23 protein-coding genes are annotated in these 14392 nt (G+C 61.5%); 12 read left to right on the top strand and 11 right to left on the bottom strand.

Annotation, left to right across the window (positions count from 1 at the left end; all coding sequences use genetic code 11):
• Nucleotides 1-142: 142 nt before the first annotated feature.
• Nucleotides 143-946: a phosphodiester glycosidase family protein gene (locus AB8B33_RS11620; RefSeq protein ID WP_439015478.1), complete on the bottom strand. Its 804-nt coding sequence runs from the start codon at nucleotides 944-946 to the stop codon at nucleotides 143-145.
• 98 nt (nucleotides 947-1044) lie between these two features.
• On the opposite strand from AB8B33_RS11620, the gene AB8B33_RS11615 reads away from it, so the two are divergent.
• Both AB8B33_RS11615 and AB8B33_RS11610 read left to right on the top strand, forming a co-directional pair.
• Nucleotides 1045-1401 carry a hypothetical protein gene (locus AB8B33_RS11615; protein ID WP_113321290.1) on the top strand — a complete coding sequence of 119 codons (357 nt, stop codon included), beginning with the start codon at nucleotides 1045-1047 and terminating at the stop codon, nucleotides 1399-1401.
• Between the two features lie 127 nt (nucleotides 1402-1528).
• Nucleotides 1529-1951, top strand: a complete 423-nt coding sequence (locus tag AB8B33_RS11610) for a cupin domain-containing protein (protein WP_439015477.1) — start codon at nucleotides 1529-1531, stop codon at nucleotides 1949-1951.
• Nucleotides 1952-2058: 107 nt separating this feature from the next.
• On the opposite strand, the gene AB8B33_RS11605 is transcribed toward AB8B33_RS11610, so the two are convergent.
• Nucleotides 2059-3243 carry a serine hydrolase domain-containing protein gene (locus tag AB8B33_RS11605; RefSeq protein ID WP_439015476.1) on the bottom strand — a complete coding sequence of 395 codons (1185 nt, stop codon included), beginning with the start codon at nucleotides 3241-3243 and terminating at the stop codon, nucleotides 2059-2061.
• Nucleotides 3244-3305: 62 nt separating this feature from the next.
• Between AB8B33_RS11605 and AB8B33_RS11600 the strand changes: the two genes are divergently transcribed.
• A complete protein-coding gene (locus AB8B33_RS11600; protein ID WP_439015475.1) occupies nucleotides 3306-3923 on the top strand; it encodes a TetR/AcrR family transcriptional regulator in 618 nt (205 codons plus the stop codon).
• Nucleotides 3924-4278: 355 nt separating this feature from the next.
• Here AB8B33_RS11600 and AB8B33_RS11595 read toward each other — a convergent pair whose 3' ends face one another.
• On the bottom strand, nucleotides 4279-4653 hold the full coding sequence (locus AB8B33_RS11595) for a hypothetical protein (protein ID WP_113321294.1): 375 nt from the start codon (nucleotides 4651-4653) through the stop codon (nucleotides 4279-4281).
• Between the two features lie 287 nt (nucleotides 4654-4940).
• On the opposite strand from AB8B33_RS11595, the gene AB8B33_RS11590 reads away from it, so the two are divergent.
• Nucleotides 4941-5246: a hypothetical protein gene (locus AB8B33_RS11590; RefSeq protein ID WP_439015474.1), complete on the top strand. Its 306-nt coding sequence runs from the start codon at nucleotides 4941-4943 to the stop codon at nucleotides 5244-5246.
• A 13-nt stretch (nucleotides 5247-5259) separates the two neighbouring features.
• On the opposite strand, the gene AB8B33_RS11585 is transcribed toward AB8B33_RS11590, so the two are convergent.
• Nucleotides 5260-5772, bottom strand: coding sequence for a GNAT family N-acetyltransferase (locus tag AB8B33_RS11585; protein WP_439015473.1), 513 nt, complete (start codon nucleotides 5770-5772; stop codon nucleotides 5260-5262).
• Nucleotides 5773-5912: 140 nt separating this feature from the next.
• Nucleotides 5913-6398, bottom strand: coding sequence for a GNAT family N-acetyltransferase (locus AB8B33_RS11580; RefSeq protein WP_439015472.1), 486 nt, complete (start codon nucleotides 6396-6398; stop codon nucleotides 5913-5915).
• 420 nt (nucleotides 6399-6818) lie between these two features.
• Here AB8B33_RS11580 and AB8B33_RS11575 point away from each other — a divergent pair, with 420 nt between their 5' ends.
• The 5 genes from AB8B33_RS11575 to AB8B33_RS11555 all read left to right on the top strand — a co-directional run bounded on the left by AB8B33_RS11575 (nucleotide 6819) and on the right by AB8B33_RS11555 (nucleotide 8645).
• Nucleotides 6819-7028, top strand: a complete 210-nt coding sequence (locus AB8B33_RS11575) for a cold-shock protein (protein ID WP_007819041.1) — start codon at nucleotides 6819-6821, stop codon at nucleotides 7026-7028.
• Between the two features lie 128 nt (nucleotides 7029-7156).
• A complete protein-coding gene (locus AB8B33_RS11570; protein ID WP_113321298.1) occupies nucleotides 7157-7447 on the top strand; it encodes a cold-shock protein in 291 nt (96 codons plus the stop codon).
• A gap of 28 nt (nucleotides 7448-7475) precedes the next feature.
• Nucleotides 7476-7724, top strand: coding sequence for a 30S ribosomal protein S21 (gene rpsU / locus AB8B33_RS11565; RefSeq protein WP_007819039.1), 249 nt, complete (start codon nucleotides 7476-7478; stop codon nucleotides 7722-7724).
• A 39-nt stretch (nucleotides 7725-7763) separates the two neighbouring features.
• Nucleotides 7764-7970, top strand: a complete 207-nt coding sequence (locus tag AB8B33_RS11560) for a hypothetical protein (RefSeq protein ID WP_113321299.1) — start codon at nucleotides 7764-7766, stop codon at nucleotides 7968-7970.
• 279 nt (nucleotides 7971-8249) lie between these two features.
• Nucleotides 8250-8645, top strand: a complete 396-nt coding sequence (locus AB8B33_RS11555) for a hypothetical protein (protein ID WP_439015471.1) — start codon at nucleotides 8250-8252, stop codon at nucleotides 8643-8645.
• 222 nt (nucleotides 8646-8867) lie between these two features.
• Here the strand turns inward: AB8B33_RS11555 and AB8B33_RS11550 are convergent, their stop codons facing one another.
• Complete coding sequence (locus AB8B33_RS11550; protein WP_439017238.1) at nucleotides 8868-9929, bottom strand: class I SAM-dependent methyltransferase; 1062 nt, start codon at nucleotides 9927-9929, stop codon at nucleotides 8868-8870.
• Nucleotides 9930-10451: 522 nt separating this feature from the next.
• Here AB8B33_RS11550 and AB8B33_RS11545 point away from each other — a divergent pair.
• Complete coding sequence (locus AB8B33_RS11545) at nucleotides 10452-10946, top strand: BA14K family protein (RefSeq protein ID WP_439015470.1); 495 nt, start codon at nucleotides 10452-10454, stop codon at nucleotides 10944-10946.
• Nucleotides 10947-11007: 61 nt separating this feature from the next.
• Here AB8B33_RS11545 and AB8B33_RS11540 read toward each other — a convergent pair whose 3' ends face one another.
• Entirely contained in the window at nucleotides 11008-11199 is a 192-nt protein-coding gene (locus AB8B33_RS11540; RefSeq protein WP_439015469.1) for a DUF6494 family protein, read from the bottom strand.
• Between the two features lie 153 nt (nucleotides 11200-11352).
• On the opposite strand from AB8B33_RS11540, the gene AB8B33_RS11535 reads away from it, so the two are divergent.
• Nucleotides 11353-11580: a hypothetical protein gene (locus tag AB8B33_RS11535; RefSeq protein WP_113295669.1), complete on the top strand. Its 228-nt coding sequence runs from the start codon at nucleotides 11353-11355 to the stop codon at nucleotides 11578-11580.
• Between the two features lie 12 nt (nucleotides 11581-11592).
• On the opposite strand, the gene AB8B33_RS11530 is transcribed toward AB8B33_RS11535, so the two are convergent.
• Nucleotides 11593-11970, bottom strand: coding sequence for a winged helix-turn-helix transcriptional regulator (locus AB8B33_RS11530; RefSeq protein WP_439015468.1), 378 nt, complete (start codon nucleotides 11968-11970; stop codon nucleotides 11593-11595).
• Nucleotides 11971-12094: 124 nt separating this feature from the next.
• On the opposite strand from AB8B33_RS11530, the gene AB8B33_RS11525 reads away from it, so the two are divergent.
• Nucleotides 12095-12679 carry a glutathione binding-like protein gene (locus AB8B33_RS11525; protein WP_439015467.1) on the top strand — a complete coding sequence of 195 codons (585 nt, stop codon included), beginning with the start codon at nucleotides 12095-12097 and terminating at the stop codon, nucleotides 12677-12679.
• An 89-nt stretch (nucleotides 12680-12768) separates the two neighbouring features.
• Here the strand turns inward: AB8B33_RS11525 and AB8B33_RS11520 are convergent, their stop codons facing one another.
• From AB8B33_RS11520 to AB8B33_RS11510, 3 genes are read right to left on the bottom strand one after another with little or no spacing between them, the layout of a single operon-like run.
• Nucleotides 12769-13209, bottom strand: coding sequence for a RidA family protein (locus tag AB8B33_RS11520; protein WP_439015466.1), 441 nt, complete (start codon nucleotides 13207-13209; stop codon nucleotides 12769-12771).
• Between the two features lie 10 nt (nucleotides 13210-13219).
• The gene (locus AB8B33_RS11515; protein ID WP_439015465.1) at nucleotides 13220-14113 is read right to left on the bottom strand and encodes an NAD(P)/FAD-dependent oxidoreductase; all 894 of its coding nucleotides are present in this window, start codon (nucleotides 14111-14113) and stop codon (nucleotides 13220-13222) included.
• On the bottom strand, nucleotides 14106-14321 hold the full coding sequence (locus tag AB8B33_RS11510; protein WP_162748203.1) for a hypothetical protein: 216 nt from the start codon (nucleotides 14319-14321) through the stop codon (nucleotides 14106-14108). The genes AB8B33_RS11515 and AB8B33_RS11510 overlap by 8 nt, the downstream gene beginning before the upstream one ends.
• Nucleotides 14322-14392: the final 71 nt, after the last annotated feature.

Genomic DNA, 14392 nt, shown 5'->3' with positions numbered 1-14392 from the left:
GCATGAAAAAAGTCGAAGTTCACGGAGGTGCAGATCGCTTTCATTCTACGGCAAACCGGGGAGCGAACGCCGGTTCCCGTGGTCTGTCGGTAGTCGCGCGTCGCCGCCATCGTCTTATCGATCAGACAAGTGTCCACGCCACCTAGCCCTGCTTCTCGCCCACAAGCCCGAGGATCGGCCCGTAGCCGCCGTGCCAGGATGTATCGTTGCGGCCGAGCGCCGGATTATAGAGCCCGGTGCCGTTTCCGCCGTCGAGGAAGAGCGCGTCGGGGCATTTGAGTTCGTCGCGGAAGAAGCTTGCGAAATCGTGGAAATTCACGTCGCCTTCACTGATGACGAAGCGGAGCGTGCCGTCGGCTGAGAGCCCGACACCGTTGCGGCGCGTGCGGTCGCTCGAGCCTGGTATGAAGATCGGATTGATCTTGCCCGCGATGACGAGCATCGGGCCGGATTGCGTGGCGAGGCGCGTTTTCAGCCGCTGCTTCAGGAAATCCCCGGTAGGGATGATGTGGGCGCCGGTCTCATCGAGATAGAAGATGCCGTTCGGCTGCTTGAAGAAATTCGGCACCGGGCCGGAAACCTTGGGCGGCGCCTCCGTATTGGCCGGGATCAGCTCCCTGCCATCCTCGACATAAAGCCCCATCGGCGTGAAATCCTCGCGGTACATACCGGCATTCATGGCAAAGAGGAGCCGATGTCCTTCACTGGTGACAGTATCGGCAACGCCCGAAAACCTGCGATAGGGTTTGCCCCCGGCATCCTTCCAGAACAGGCGCAGATCCGCCTTTGCGGGATCGACATCGCAGACGATATAGACGGCGCCTTCGAAGCTTTGGCGCGTGCAGGGGTCAGCAGGGGCCGGCGTGCCGCCCGCATCGGGAGTCTCGGCCCTGGCAGCAAACGCGCCGGCAAGGAACAGGGCAAAGGCGAACATGGTGCGAAGCATCGGCATCTCCTGACTCGTAACCCGTGACTCGTAGCTGATGATGGGGAAAGAAGGCGAGAGCGAGGATCAAATTAACGTCTGCCTGCGAAGCTTGCCGCATGCACACTCTGACCGACCTGCTGCCATGGATATTGGCCCTGCCGCCCGCCCTTTGGGAGACCGGACGGGTCCGGAAGACCTATGGCGCAGCGCTCGGCGCAGTTGCCGGTATCATCGTCTTCGGCGGTATTTTCCTCTGGGTGGTGGCACTGGCATTGGTCATCTCCGACCTCGATATGCGGTTGGGTCCTGTCGTGGTGCTGCAGGCGCTGTGCCTGCTGGTCGCACCGCCGGCGGTCACCTGGTGGGTCGGGCGGAAGTCGAGCCTTGCCGCCGGCATATTCGCAGGCATCGCCGCGGGCTTTTGCCTCCTCTTCGTCACGAGCGTCATCTGGCTTGCCGTGGAGGGCGTCTGAGCAGTGGCGCGGAAGAGGCCGGTTGGTCAGCGCCAAACCCAGCGGTCAATTCAAGCCCCATTTGACCAGCCGCTTCTGTGGTATATCCTGCCCACCAGCCAGTGACATAACCGCAAAGGGTGCGCTCATGGAGACGATCAGGATCGGCGGTTTGGCGCTGGAATTCCTGCACAGCAAGGATGATACGGCCGGCAGCCTCGATCTTTTCCGCATGACGGTCGCGCCGCAGGCAAAAGTGCCGGCGCCGCATTATCATGAGAGCTGGGATGAGGTGGTCTATGGTCTCTCGGGCACGCTCACCTTCCGCATCGACGGCGCCGATCATGTGATCGGTCCGGGCGGGTCAGCCTTCATTGGCCGCGGCGTGGTGCATTCCTTCCGCAATGACAGCCAAGAGCCGGCAACCGTCTTGAACGTCCTGACCCCCGGCGTGCTCGGCCCTGCCTATTTCCGTGAAATTGCCGATCTCATGGCCGCCGGCGGGCCGCCCGATCTGGAGAAGGTGAAGGCGATCATGAGCCGCTACGGGCTGGTGCCGGCAGCGGCGTAGGCGGCGGCCACAGCATCGGCCCGAAAATCGGAATCGATTTTCGGAAAGCCTGATGCGTCGGTTCAAAGGTCAGGGCGTCCTCCAGCGAGGATGGCCACCGCAGTCCGTCATGCCGCGAGCGTTCCCACGATATCCGCATAGGCTGCCTTGCGGATATCGGTCTTGAACTGGCCCCACATGCCCTCCAGGGCCGTGTTGGTCAGCGTCAGCACGGTCAGCCCGTTGGCGGGGTCGATGAACCAGTTATGGCCATAGGCGCCGCCCCATTGCAGCGTGCCCGGCGCCTGCGGCGAGGCATCGGCGGCCGGATCTGCGAGCACTGCCCAGCCGAGGCCGAAACCCCAGCCGGGGCCGTCCGACTGGGCGGACGCGCCAATGCGGTCGCGCCGCATTTCGGCAAGGGTCTCCGGTTTCAGGATGCCGCCGCCATCGGTGCGCATCGCCTCGAAGAAGCGCAGCATGTCGTCTGCCGTGCCGACCATGCCCGCACCACCCGAGGGATAGGCGGAAGGCGCAAGCGCGCGCGACGGCGAGAAGATGGCGTTGCCCGTGGTGCTGCCATCGCGCATGGCCTCCGGCTCCGGGGTGCCGTCCAGATAGGGTTTGACCAGACGTTCCGGCGCGCGGGCCAGAAAGCCGGTGTCGGCCATGCCGAGCGGGCCGGTGACATGCCTTGCGACGATCTCCTGCAGCGGCGCACCCGCCACGCGCTCCAGAACCGCGCCGATCACATCGATGCCGAGCGAATAGCGCCAGGCGCTGCCGGGCGCAAAGGCGAGCGGGGCTTCACCCAGCCGACGGATATTCTCGTCCAGGTCGAAATCCACGAGGTCGAGCCCGTCGGAAATGCCGAGCCGGCGATAGGCGCCCTCCGGCCCCTCGATGAAGCCGTAGCCGAGGCCGGATGTGTGGGTCAGCAGATGTTCCAGCGTGATGACCGACCGGCTGCCATCGGCAAGCGCCGGGCGGAAATCCGGCAGGGTGGCCGTGACGGGATCGGAGAGCTTGATCGCGCCCGTCTCGACGAAATGCATGGCGGCAGCGGTGACGACCGGCTTGGTGAGCGAAGCGAGCCGGAAGACCAGCGAGGCTTCCATCGGACGGCCGGCTTCGCGGTCGGCAAGGCCGGCGGCACGGCGATAGACCATCTCGCCATCCTTCAGCACGGTCACGACGGTGCCGACGATGCGCCGCTCTGCGATGGCGCTGTCGATCGCCCGATCAAGCGCTGGCGATGTTTTTTCTGGCCCCGATCTTTGCTCTGGGCCCGATCTTTGCTCTGGAATAGACATCACGATCCTCCTATTATCACAATGACCACTCCAGAATAACGGAGCGTCAGAGGAATTCAAGAGTGATCACTGTGATAAATGAAGAAAAGCGCCGCCGCGGCCGTCCACCAGCTTTCAACCGCGCCGAGGTGCTGGGCAGGGCGGCCATCCTCTTCTGGCAGCGCGGTTATGAGGGCACCTCGATTTCGGACCTGACGGAGGCCATGGGCATCACGCCGCAAAGCCTCTATGCCGCCTTCGGCTCCAAGGCCGAGCTCTACCGCGATGCGGTGAGCTGGTATCTGCACAATGTCGGCGAAAGCGGCTGGCAGGAGGCGGAAGACGTGGTCGATGCCTTCCGCGCGCTGCTCGAGGACACGGCCGTCAATTTCACCCGACCCGGCTATCCGCCCGGCTGCATGATCTCGACTGCGGTGCTGACGGCCGCCGTCGAGAATATCGATGTCGCCGCCCATATGAGCCAGCTGCGCGAGGCCAATGTCGGCCGCTTCGTGGAGCGTTTGCGGCGCGCCATCAGTGAAGGGCAATTGCGCCCGGATGCCGATGTGACCGCGCTCGCCCGCTTCCTCGGCGCGATCATCCAGGGCATGGCGGTGCAGGCGCGCGATGGCGCGGATACGGCGACCTTGCGAGACATTGCCGACATGGCGATTGCGCAACTGGAGCGCTGGCGGGTGTGATGGTGGAGGAGGCGGCGGGTTGGCGCCTGTCTGAAGAGTGAGGAGGGGCGTGCCGCGTGGGCGGTGCTGCCGTCCCGCTATCGTCGACCGCAGCTTACCTAAGGAGAGCGGTAGGACGAATTCCACCCAGACGAGCCTCACGTAACGGAATACACCTTTGAATCCGTTCAGTTTTCTCGAAAATCTTCGCAATCCCGCAAAACATCACCCGATTGGGGGTGGCGATTGCCCGGCTAACGGCTAGGGTGAGATCGGCCTTGTGGAGCTGGGCCGACTTGACGCAAATTGGAGGCCGTCCTTCCCGACGAGCCTCCTTTTTTATGTGCCACCCCCGGCCGTGCGCCGGCGCACAAAACTACCGGGCGTGGACGCCCAGCAGCTCGAACTCGTCGATCAGGCCAACCACCTTCTCGCCATCGAATGTCTCAGCGCCGATGATGCTTTGCCCGTCATATTTCTCGGCCTGCAGGATGATGACGTATTTGTCCTGTTCGCGGAAATAGCCGTATTGCGGGATTTCGATATCGAGCGGCTTTCCATCGCTGCTGCCATCATGACCGGCTGCGAAGATCGCCGTTCCGTTATCGACATCTTCGGGTGCAGCACCCCGGCCGATCAAAAAGCCCGAGTTCGGCAAGGCCGGCCACTTGGCGGCGCCGCTGAAAAGCAGGGCGGCGCTGAGTGCTACGGCGAGCGCCCTGATGGTCTTGAACTCAGTTGCCTTTGCCATGGTCCACTCCTGCCATGCGAAGAAGGGCGAGGGGGCTTCATTCTATGAATTCTCCCTGCAGCCAGAAGTTCCCAAAAACCGCCAACCGGAGGCAGGCGCAAGACAGGAGAGCCGCACTGCACAATTTTATTCGCGATGGCGCATATAGGGCACAGGATATCCGGTAGCCGGATACCGGTGGAGGGTGCCAAAGCTCACTCCGGCTGTGGTGTCGGGGTTTTCATGTAGTCGCAGATCCCAGAGAAATAGAAGGTCTGCCCGCCCTGTTCGGCTTTCGATGAACAGTGATGACGGGCGTGCGGTCGAAGCTCGGTCAGCACTGGCACATCAAGAATAACTGCAGGCTGGCAGATGTGCCGGTCACCCGTATCGTCGAGGCTCCGAAGCATGGACGTGTCGAGATTGCGCGTGAGCGGGTCTTTCCCGATGCGAGCGGACAGTATGCCCGCTGCCGGAATGTCGAGGTACCGGGTCTCGTTCTCTATTATACCGCCAGGGGCGGATATACGGGCAAAGACAAGTTCGTCCTGCGCGCTCCCCACGGTGACGGGTTGATCAGGGACACCACGTTCAATGTACTGGTGCTGAACTAGGCTTCTACGCCGGTCAGCCGACGTCCTGATCCGCTTCGCGCGTCATCTCGACCATCGTCGGGCGAAAGCCCATGGCGGCGAACAGGCTGCGCGCGGTCTCGTTGCGGTAGGCGGTCGACAGCACGAAGCGTTCGGCGCCGAGGGATTTCAGGCCGGCCATCGTCGCTTCCAGCAGCATGCGGCCAACGCCTTCGCGCCGCCGCGCCGGATCGACGAAGAGATCGTGGATGACGCCTGCCGGCCCGCGCAGGGACATATAGTCGAAGCCTTCGAGCGCGGCATAGGCATAGCCGACCAGCGCGCCCTCATCTTCGGCGACGAGGAGCACCGTCTCCGGCAGAGCGAGCTCGCTTTCGAGGAACTGCGCATAGCGCGCCGGCGTGCTTTTTGCCGCTTCGATGAAGCGCTTGGCGTCCAGTTCGTGATGCAGCGTGACGAGCAGGGCTCCGAAGCCGCCGAGGGTTTCCATGTCGGCGGGCCTGGCGAGGCGGATCCTTACAGCATGTTCAACCGGCTTCGTCGCCATATGTCGTTCCCGTGGGCTTTTAATCGAGGCGCTGCTTTTAATCGAAGCGCTGGGGTTGCGCCGAGATCCTTCCTACATCGAGGCTGGTCCCAAGGCCATATCTTACATGCGTGATGACGCCTCCGGCCGCGAGACGCCGGCTATCCAGCGACGGGTGGGCCGGGCACATATTCCGGAAATTCGGCCGCGCCCCGGCTCAGTGCCTTCACCATCAGCAGCCCGTCGTCGAAATATCCGTTTCTCTGATAGAACTGATGCGTGCGCTCGCGGCCGAGGATCATGGCGATGCGGATGACGGCGCATTCCGTGCGCTCTGCTTCCGCCTCCATCCAGGCCATCATCGCCGCACCGATGCCGCGGCTGCGCAGTTCCTCGTCGACGGAGAAATTGTCCACCTCCATATATTTGCCGCACCAGAGCTGCGTGCCGATCCAGAAGCCTGAGATGCCCACCATGCGCTCGCCCATATAGGCGGCGATGCAGCGGTAATTGCCCTGCGCGATCATCGCCGACATGCGATCGCGGAACACGGCCTCGCTCAAGTGGCCGACCTGGCTGTTGAGCGGAAAGATCGTTGCGATCTCATCCATGCCGAAAAGCTCGCGGATGATGATGTCCCCGGACATGACACGCCCCCTTGTCACTGTCGTCAGACTGCATCCGATCGGTGTCGTCGTCCAGAGCGGAGCCGGTGTTCCCAGCGAATCTCCACCACCTGTGGGGGAGGTGGCCGGCAGGGCAGAGGGATGGCCACACGGCATACGGTCAGCTTTTTCGACGTTCCGCAGCCCTCCAGCAGCAAGAACGCGAGCAAATATTCCGGCGCTAAATCAGCCGTTTACAGCCGGAACTTGCCAGCGATTTTAAGTTTTTCTGCTGATTTCTGTTGCCAAATTTAAATTTGACCTTATATTGCCTTCATCGACCATTGCTTGTGACGTCGTTGAAGAGCCTATGCGCTCTCGTCAGATTTCCTTCCAAATAATCGACCCAATCCCGCAGGGTATCGCGGGGAACTTCAACGGTTGCTTTGAAAGGAGATCGTTATGAATACAGGTACAGTCAAGTGGTTCAACGCCACCAAGGGTTTCGGTTTTATCCAGCCGGATAACGGCGGCACCGACGTTTTCGTCCACATTTCTGCAGTTGAACGCGCAGGTCTGCGCTCGCTCGCAGATGGACAGAAGGTCACCTACGACATCGTGCAGGACCGTCGCTCGGGCAAGAGCTCTGCTGACAACCTCCGCGCTGCCTAAGAATTTGTCACGACTTCGCGCGACCACGGATGTACTGGCGCGCGGAGACGAAGACAGAGGCCAGAAACTGGCCGGGGAAGGTCGGGAGTAGTCCCGGCCTTTTATTTTGATTTCATGTGGAGAACGATATGGTAAGCCGTCGTTACCGGCCGGGTGACACCATCATGCTCAAGCATGGCGTTCTCGGCAGCGTCCAGCCCTCGGGCTCGGGCAACATTCTATCCGTCCTGCCGGCCGCGCAGGGCTTCGTCCATTATCGCGTCCGGTTCCAGAGTGAGAATTTCGAGCGCAGCATCCGCCAGGATGATATAGACGTCGCGGCATCGCCCTCGGCGCCCCTGCCTACCGAAGTGCGGGCGGCTTCCGAAAGTTCTAAATCGAGCTGGATCAATTCGAATTCGATCCGCATCAGGAAATAACAGCAGCAAAGCTGATTAAGGAGAAATCTTGCAGGTACTCGTCCGAGACAACAATGTCGATCAGGCCCTCCGTGTGCTCAAGAAGAAGCTGCAGCGCGAAGGTGTGTTCCGTGAAATGAAGGAACGCAGCGCCTATGAAAAGCCGTCGGAAAAGCGCGCCCGCGAAAAGGGCGAAGCAATCCGCCGCGCCCGCAAGCTCGCCCGCAAACAGGCGCAGCGCGAAGGCCTGCTGCCGGCACCGAAGAAGAAGGTGATGCCCGCCCGCGGCGGTCGCTGATCTTTTCCCGGTCTCCCGATCCATCGAGAAGGAGGAAGCATGACCGAGACGAAGGACACGTTCTTCAAGCCCGAAAAGCTTTCGCCGCAGGCGAAGGCCGAGCAGACGACGTCTGTCGCCAGGGACATCCTTGAAAGCGAAGCTGCCGCCCGGCAGAAGAAAACGGAAAAGCTGCGCGCGCTGAGGCTCGCCCAGCCAGCCCCCGAGGCGCCGGCAAAGAAGACCAGGGCGCCGAAGAAGGGCTAGGGGTTTTCGAGCCTCGCCTTGCTACGGCTTGGTATGATTGATGATTTTGAAGCGGTGCTCTTTGGGCGCCGCTTTTTGCGTTTGGTGATGGCGCTATACCGATTCGGCTCGCCGTGAGGCCGAAGGGAGCTTAGACGGACTCCATCGCCCCAAAGCCAACCGCGCTACTGCCCTAACAGTTCATTTACCACGGCACCAACTTCGCGGCTCGATGCTCGCATAAATTGATATCTCCATGCGATACCATCAAAACAATAAGCGAGCTTCGGGGGGCACGTTGTGCTGTGGAAACTATTTGCGGGAGCGCTTTGCCTCTGGCTCCTGGATTGCGTCTATATTCTCTATAGCAATGAGCCCACGGTCGAGATGTTTGTCGACGGCGTCATGCAGCTTTTTGGCGTTGCGGCCGTACTCAGCTATGGGTTCGACCTTGAGATAATCGACCGTCGATATTGGAGCACCTTTTCCAAGATCTATGCAGCCTACATCGCCTATCGCGTCGTCCGGCCGCTGTGGACTCTTTGGGGCATCTCGACATCCCACGACGACTCCGCAACCCTATCATTGATGTGGATGGGCCTTGGAGCGGTACTCTTGCTCATTGCTACGCTCGGCTATTTCCAGTGGCTCGCCATGTTGCGTTGTTCGCGGGGAGAAGCCGCAGGCCGGCGGTAATTGCACCCGCCGGCACCCCAACTTCCCTCATTCCTGTGCCTGTCACAGAAATCCAGCCACCGCGCGTCGGCGCGGTGAATGACTCATGGATTGAGAAGAAAAGTCTCTCCTGCCCAAGGACTTGGGCAGGCTGGATTCCTGTGACATCCCTCGTGCCGGCACGAGGAGGGAACGAGGGGCGGTGGTGGGTGACCGCGCCGTACTAGCTCAATCCAACCCCACTCAATTCCGCACCTCGAAGATCATGTTGAACGGCGTTTCACTCGAGCGGCGGAAGTGGTGATATCCCGCATCCAGCGCCACCTTGCGCAGTTTCATCTCGCCCGCCTGCGCGCCAAGCCCGAGGCCGACTTCCTGGGCCATGGAGGCTGGCGTGCAGATCATCGTCGAGGCGCCGTAATAGACGCGGCCGACGGGGTTGAGGTTGTCCTTCAGGCCGTCATGGGCGAAGGGTTCGACGATCATCCAGGTGCCGTCCTTTTTCATCGTCTCGCGGATGTGGCGGCCGGCGCCGACAGGGTCGCCCATGTCGTGCAGGCAGTCGAACATGGCCACCAGATCATAGTCGCCGGCCGGAAAATCCTTGGCGGATGCCTTGCTGAAGGTGACCCGGTCGGCCACACCTGCTTCCTTCGCAGCGCGCTTTGCCCGCTCGATCGACGGACCGTGATAATCGAAGCCGTGGAAATGCGATTTCGGGAATGCCTGGGCCATCAGGATCGTCGAGGCGCCGTGGCCGCAGCCGACATCGGCGACTTCGGCCCCGCGTTCCAGCTTTTCCTTCATGCCCTTCAGCGCCGGAATCCACTCGGTCACGAGATGGCTGTTATAGCCCGGCCGGAAGAAGCGCTCGGTGCCCCGGAAGAGGCAGGTGCTGTGCTCATGCCAGCCAAGACCGCGCCCCGTTTTGAAGGCTTCCTCCACCTTCGGCTCGTCCATCCACATGGACTGCACGATCTCGAAGGCGCCTCCGAAGAAAGCGGGGCTGTCCTCATTGGCAAAGACCAGCGCCTGCTCGGGCGTCATGGCGAACTTGTTGGACGCTTCGTGATAGGTGATGTAATCGGAGGCCGCCATGGCGGCCAGCCATTCGCGCACGTTGCGCTCCGTGAGGCTGGTCGTTTCCGCAAGCTCCATCGAGGAGCGCGGCCGCCCATCCATCATCGCCTTGAACAGACCGAGATGATCACCGAGCACGACGAGAACGCCTGACACCCCAGCCCCGAGATCGCCTACGAGGCGACCGACGAGGGCGTCGACTTTCTGCATGTCAGGTTGCTTGATGCCGTTCGGCATATCGGCTTTTGGCTTGGCCTGTTTTGATTTTTCAGCTTTCGGCAGATCAGTATTAGGCATGGCACCCTCCTCAAGATGCGTTAACCCCAGCCCGATGGATCGACCTTGTGGAGATTCTAGGTCGAGGCGCGGGTCAGTCAATGCTGCATTCGGGTGACAAGGGCGGGTGACACGGGCGGGTGACAAGGGTGGGTGACGGAGCGGGCGAGGGCGACGTGGAAAGCTTGGAGGCGATCCGATCGTGTCAACGGCCACAGGTTGAAGCGTTGCAGCAACATGGCCTGTCCTTCGCATGTGATAGCGACAAGCGCAGAGATCTGGAGGGAGCGAGCGGTTTGCGGAATTCGGCAGCAGATGCCGCCAGCGGTGGCGCAAGACGGATCGACCGCCGCGGGAGAAATGGCGACTAAAGTCAGCCCGGGAACACCGTCCCCGCTTGGAAATTAAGTGCCACGCCGTCCTTTCCGCGTTATAATGATCGGCTGCGATTTAGACGGAAAGGTGAAGCCAATGAAGAGGCTCGCAATCATTGCCCTGTCGCTCACGGCGGCGCTGACGAGCGCCCTGCCGGCCGAGGCATTTCCCACCATTGTCGCCCCTGATGTCGAGGCGCTACAGACGCAACCGGTGCGCTACCGTGGCGGCTATGGCGGCTACTATGGCGGATATCATGGCGGATACTATCGCCACCATGGTGGCAACGATTGGGGTTGGGCGCTCGGCGGCCTGGCCGCAGGCGCGATCATCGGCGGAATGCTGGCGCAGCCTAGATATTATGGCCCCAGCTACTACGATCAGGGCTATTACGGCTCGACCTATGAAGGTCCGTACTACTACGGCTCGACGCGATATTACGCGCCACGCTATTATTATCGCCAGACCTATTATGGCGGCAATGGACATGTGCGCTGGTGCTTTGCACGTTACCGGTCCTACAGAGCTTACGACAACACGTTCCAGCCCTATCACGGTCCACGACAGGCGTGCGTCTCGCCTTACTATTGATGGGCGCGTAGAGCGGCCGGCTCACACTCATCGCCTTGCCTTGATCGCGTCGTTCGCCTGCCTACGGAAGTTCGATTTCGCCTGCTACCACGTGGTTGAGGGCGGTGCCTTCCGCCGTCAGCGTCATGCGGACCTTCAGCTTTTTGCCGCCGATCTGGTGGTCACGCACCGTCTCCTCGATCTTGCGCTGTGAGGTCACGCCGACTTCCTTCAGGAACTTGCGGATCGACATGTTGAAGGCGTCTTCGCTCATGGTGGAGTCCTCTGTGTCCGGAAGGGATTGTAAGGGAAGGCGAGCGATCAGGAAAGCTGGATGGGAGGTGCGGTGTCAATAATGCAGCCGCCGGCGCATCCTAGAGCCTTTCCTGGTCAGATTGCAGCATTCTGTTGGCTCAAACGGAGTCGGATGGTCGACCGGCCGGCGCGCGTCGTAGCCCAGATCTACGGCCAAGCCGGCCGATCGATCAGGCGACCCGTTTCAGCCAACCCCGGTGGTTTGCTTGCAAACCAGCTAGGGCCGGGCATCTTTCCGCCAGGATCAAAGGCGATCGGCTCGGACGTACCGAGGGGTATGCCCTTCGCCAATCGCCTTTGCCCTGACGAAAACCTGCTCCGGCAGAATGCTGCAATCTGACCAGGAAAGGCTCTAGACTTCCTCCTCCCGACTGGTGTCGTAGCTCAGGCGGTTATCCTCGATATTTTGCCTGTTTTCGGCCGCCCAGTCGGCGAGCTGCCGCACGGTTTCCGACAGGGAGTGCCCGAGCGGCGTCAGCGTGTATTCGACCTGCGGCGGGGTGCTGGGGTGAACGGTTCTTTTGATCATGCCGTCGCGTTCCAGCGTCTTTAGCGTCCGCGTCAGCATCTGCTGCGAAATGCCGCCAACCTCGCGCTTCAGCCCATTGAACCGTCGCGCACCCAGCCGAAGTGCGACGACGACCTGGATCGTCCATTTGTCGCCGACCCGGCTGAGGATCTCGCTGACACCTCTGCAGTCGGCTCCTGCCGGCCTGGCAGTCACATCCATCTGACCAGCTCCCAAAGATATGCTTTTGACGGATAATTTTAGGTCTCATAAATGGCCGTGGTCAACATTGTAGACCTTATCTCCCGGCGGAAAAGCGGAGAGGGGTCACCACCAGGAGACCATTATGAACCTCTTCTACTATCCCGGCGCCTGCAGCCTGGCCGATCATATCGCGCTCATCGAGACCGGGCTTTCCTACAGGCTCATCAGCATCAAGCATGACAAGAAGACGGAGGACGGCCGCGATTTCCTTTCGATCAATCCGAAGGGTTATATTCCCACGCTCGAACTCGAGAACGGAACGATCCTGACCGAGAACCAGGTCATCCTGAACTATATCGCCGAGAAGAGCGGCAAGCTCCTGCCGGGAGATCCCATCCTTCGGTGGCGGGCGCTCGAGGCGCTCGCCTTCATGTCCTCCGAGATCCATTCAAGGTACCAGCCCTTCTTCAGGAATTTCCCCGAGCTGGAAAAGGAGCGTGCTCGCGAAAAGCTCGCGCAGGCCTTTGCAATCCTGGCCGAGCAGATGGGCGACAAGACGTTCCTTGTCAGCGACGAGATGACGGTTGCCGATTGCTACCTGTTCTGGGTGCTGATGGTCGCGCCCAGGAGCGGCGTCGAACTGCCGGAGGCGCTCAGCAGGTCCTTCGATCACATGCGGGCGCTGCCTTCGGTGATCCGGGCGTTTGCGGAGGAGGGGCTGGGCTGACGTTCCCCGGCCGCGCGTCGCTCGACAGGCGGTCCGGCTGGCCGGGAAAGGCGCGCAGCCGGCCAGCCATTATTTGCACGGGTGGGCGCTCAATCCAGGAGAACCACAGCCTCAACCTCGAAGAGCATGGGATCGATGGCGAGCTTCGGCACTGGAACCAGCGTCTGTGCCGGAAGCGTATCGCCGAACATCCGCGTTACATTCTCCGTCAGTACGCCCAACTTCGACATATCGTGGTCGACCACGTAAACCGTCAGTTTCACCACCTGGCCCAGGCGGGCGCCAAGCGCGTCGAGCACGGCGGCGAGGTTCGCATAGGCCTGTCCCACCTGTGTGGCGAAGTCCGGCGAGAGAGCGCCGGTCTGGTCCTGACCGCCACGGCGGCCGAGCTCGGCAAGGAAGGGCTTCGCGGTCGGCGGATGGTCCGGGAAGCCGTGCAAGACGATCGTCGGTTGACCATCGGGATCATCACCCTGCAGCGCGTGAAAGGTGCCGTGTGGTAGGTCGAAAGTGACGTGTTCGAACTCCACGTGTGTCTTCTCAAACCAGCATCGACTGCTGGGCGGAGATACCCGCCGTCGCGCCGTACGATGTTGCCGTGGTGACCGAGGCCATGGCTGGGTTGGCGAGGTCGCCGGCGGCGTAGATGCCGGGCGCGCTGGTTTCGCGGCGCTCGTCGACCTTGAGGGCGATGCCGAGGGGCGTATCGACCGTGGCGAGTCCCAGTGATTCATGCAGGCTTGCGGACGGCTTGTTGCGCGGATGCGCGAACAAAATATCGACTGCGACATTGGGGGCGGTATCGAGCTTGACGGTGGCATTATGGCCCCCGTGACGGGCGATTTCGGTGATCCGGCCATCAACGACAGGTATGTTGCGGCGCGCGAGATCGGCCCGGATATCGGGTGCAATGTCGTGACCATCGGCGAAGACGGTCAATGTGTCGGTCCAATCGTGGTACAGCCTGACATAATTGTGCGACGGCGGGCCGGACCAGACGAGGCCCCAATGTTGGCCGGCGACTTCAAAGCCATCGCAATAGGGGCAGGGCACGATGGATGTGCCCCAGCTTTCGGCAAAGCCCGGAACGTCAGGCATCTGGTCGGCAACGCCATAGCTCAGGATCAGGCGGCGCGCCCCAAGGCTTTCGCCATCGCCAGTGAGGACGGAGAAATCGTCGATGGTGCCGGAGATGCTGTCGGCCCGGGCATTGACCAGCTTGACCGTGGGATAACGCGCCAGCTGCTGCCGCGCCTCGGCCAGGATGTCCAGCGGTGGCTTGTGATCGTGGCCGAGCAGGCCATGCGAGTGGCCGGCGAAGCGGTTGCGCGGCAGGCCGGTATCGAGAACGGTGACCTTGCGGCGGGCGCGGCCGAGCTGCAGGGCGGCGGCGAGACCGGCAAAGCTGCCGCCGATGATGATGACGTCATCCATGGTGATGAGCTCCGTGGTGTGGATGGAAGGGGTTGGGCTGGGCCTGGCGCGAAATATCGTCCAGCGATACGCGCTCGAGACGGGCAGCGAGCAGGGCTTCGGCATCGACGAGAAAGTCGCCCATCACTGTGTTGACCGGCCGGACGATGCCGCATTCGATATCGCCGGGCGGCCCAAGGGAAGCTTGATTTGGAGGGCACCTACGCATTGGCTTGCACCTTTTAGATACTATATGGTATCGTAAGTCAAGAATTAGGATACTGTCAAGGACTGGATTTG

It is taken from the genome of Rhizobium sp. 768_B6_N1_8, from assembly GCF_051811225.1.
Taxonomy (GTDB): domain Bacteria; phylum Pseudomonadota; class Alphaproteobacteria; order Rhizobiales; family Rhizobiaceae; genus Rhizobium.
Note: the sequence above shows the minus strand (reverse complement) of the source record. Positions and strands in the feature narration are given on the sequence as shown.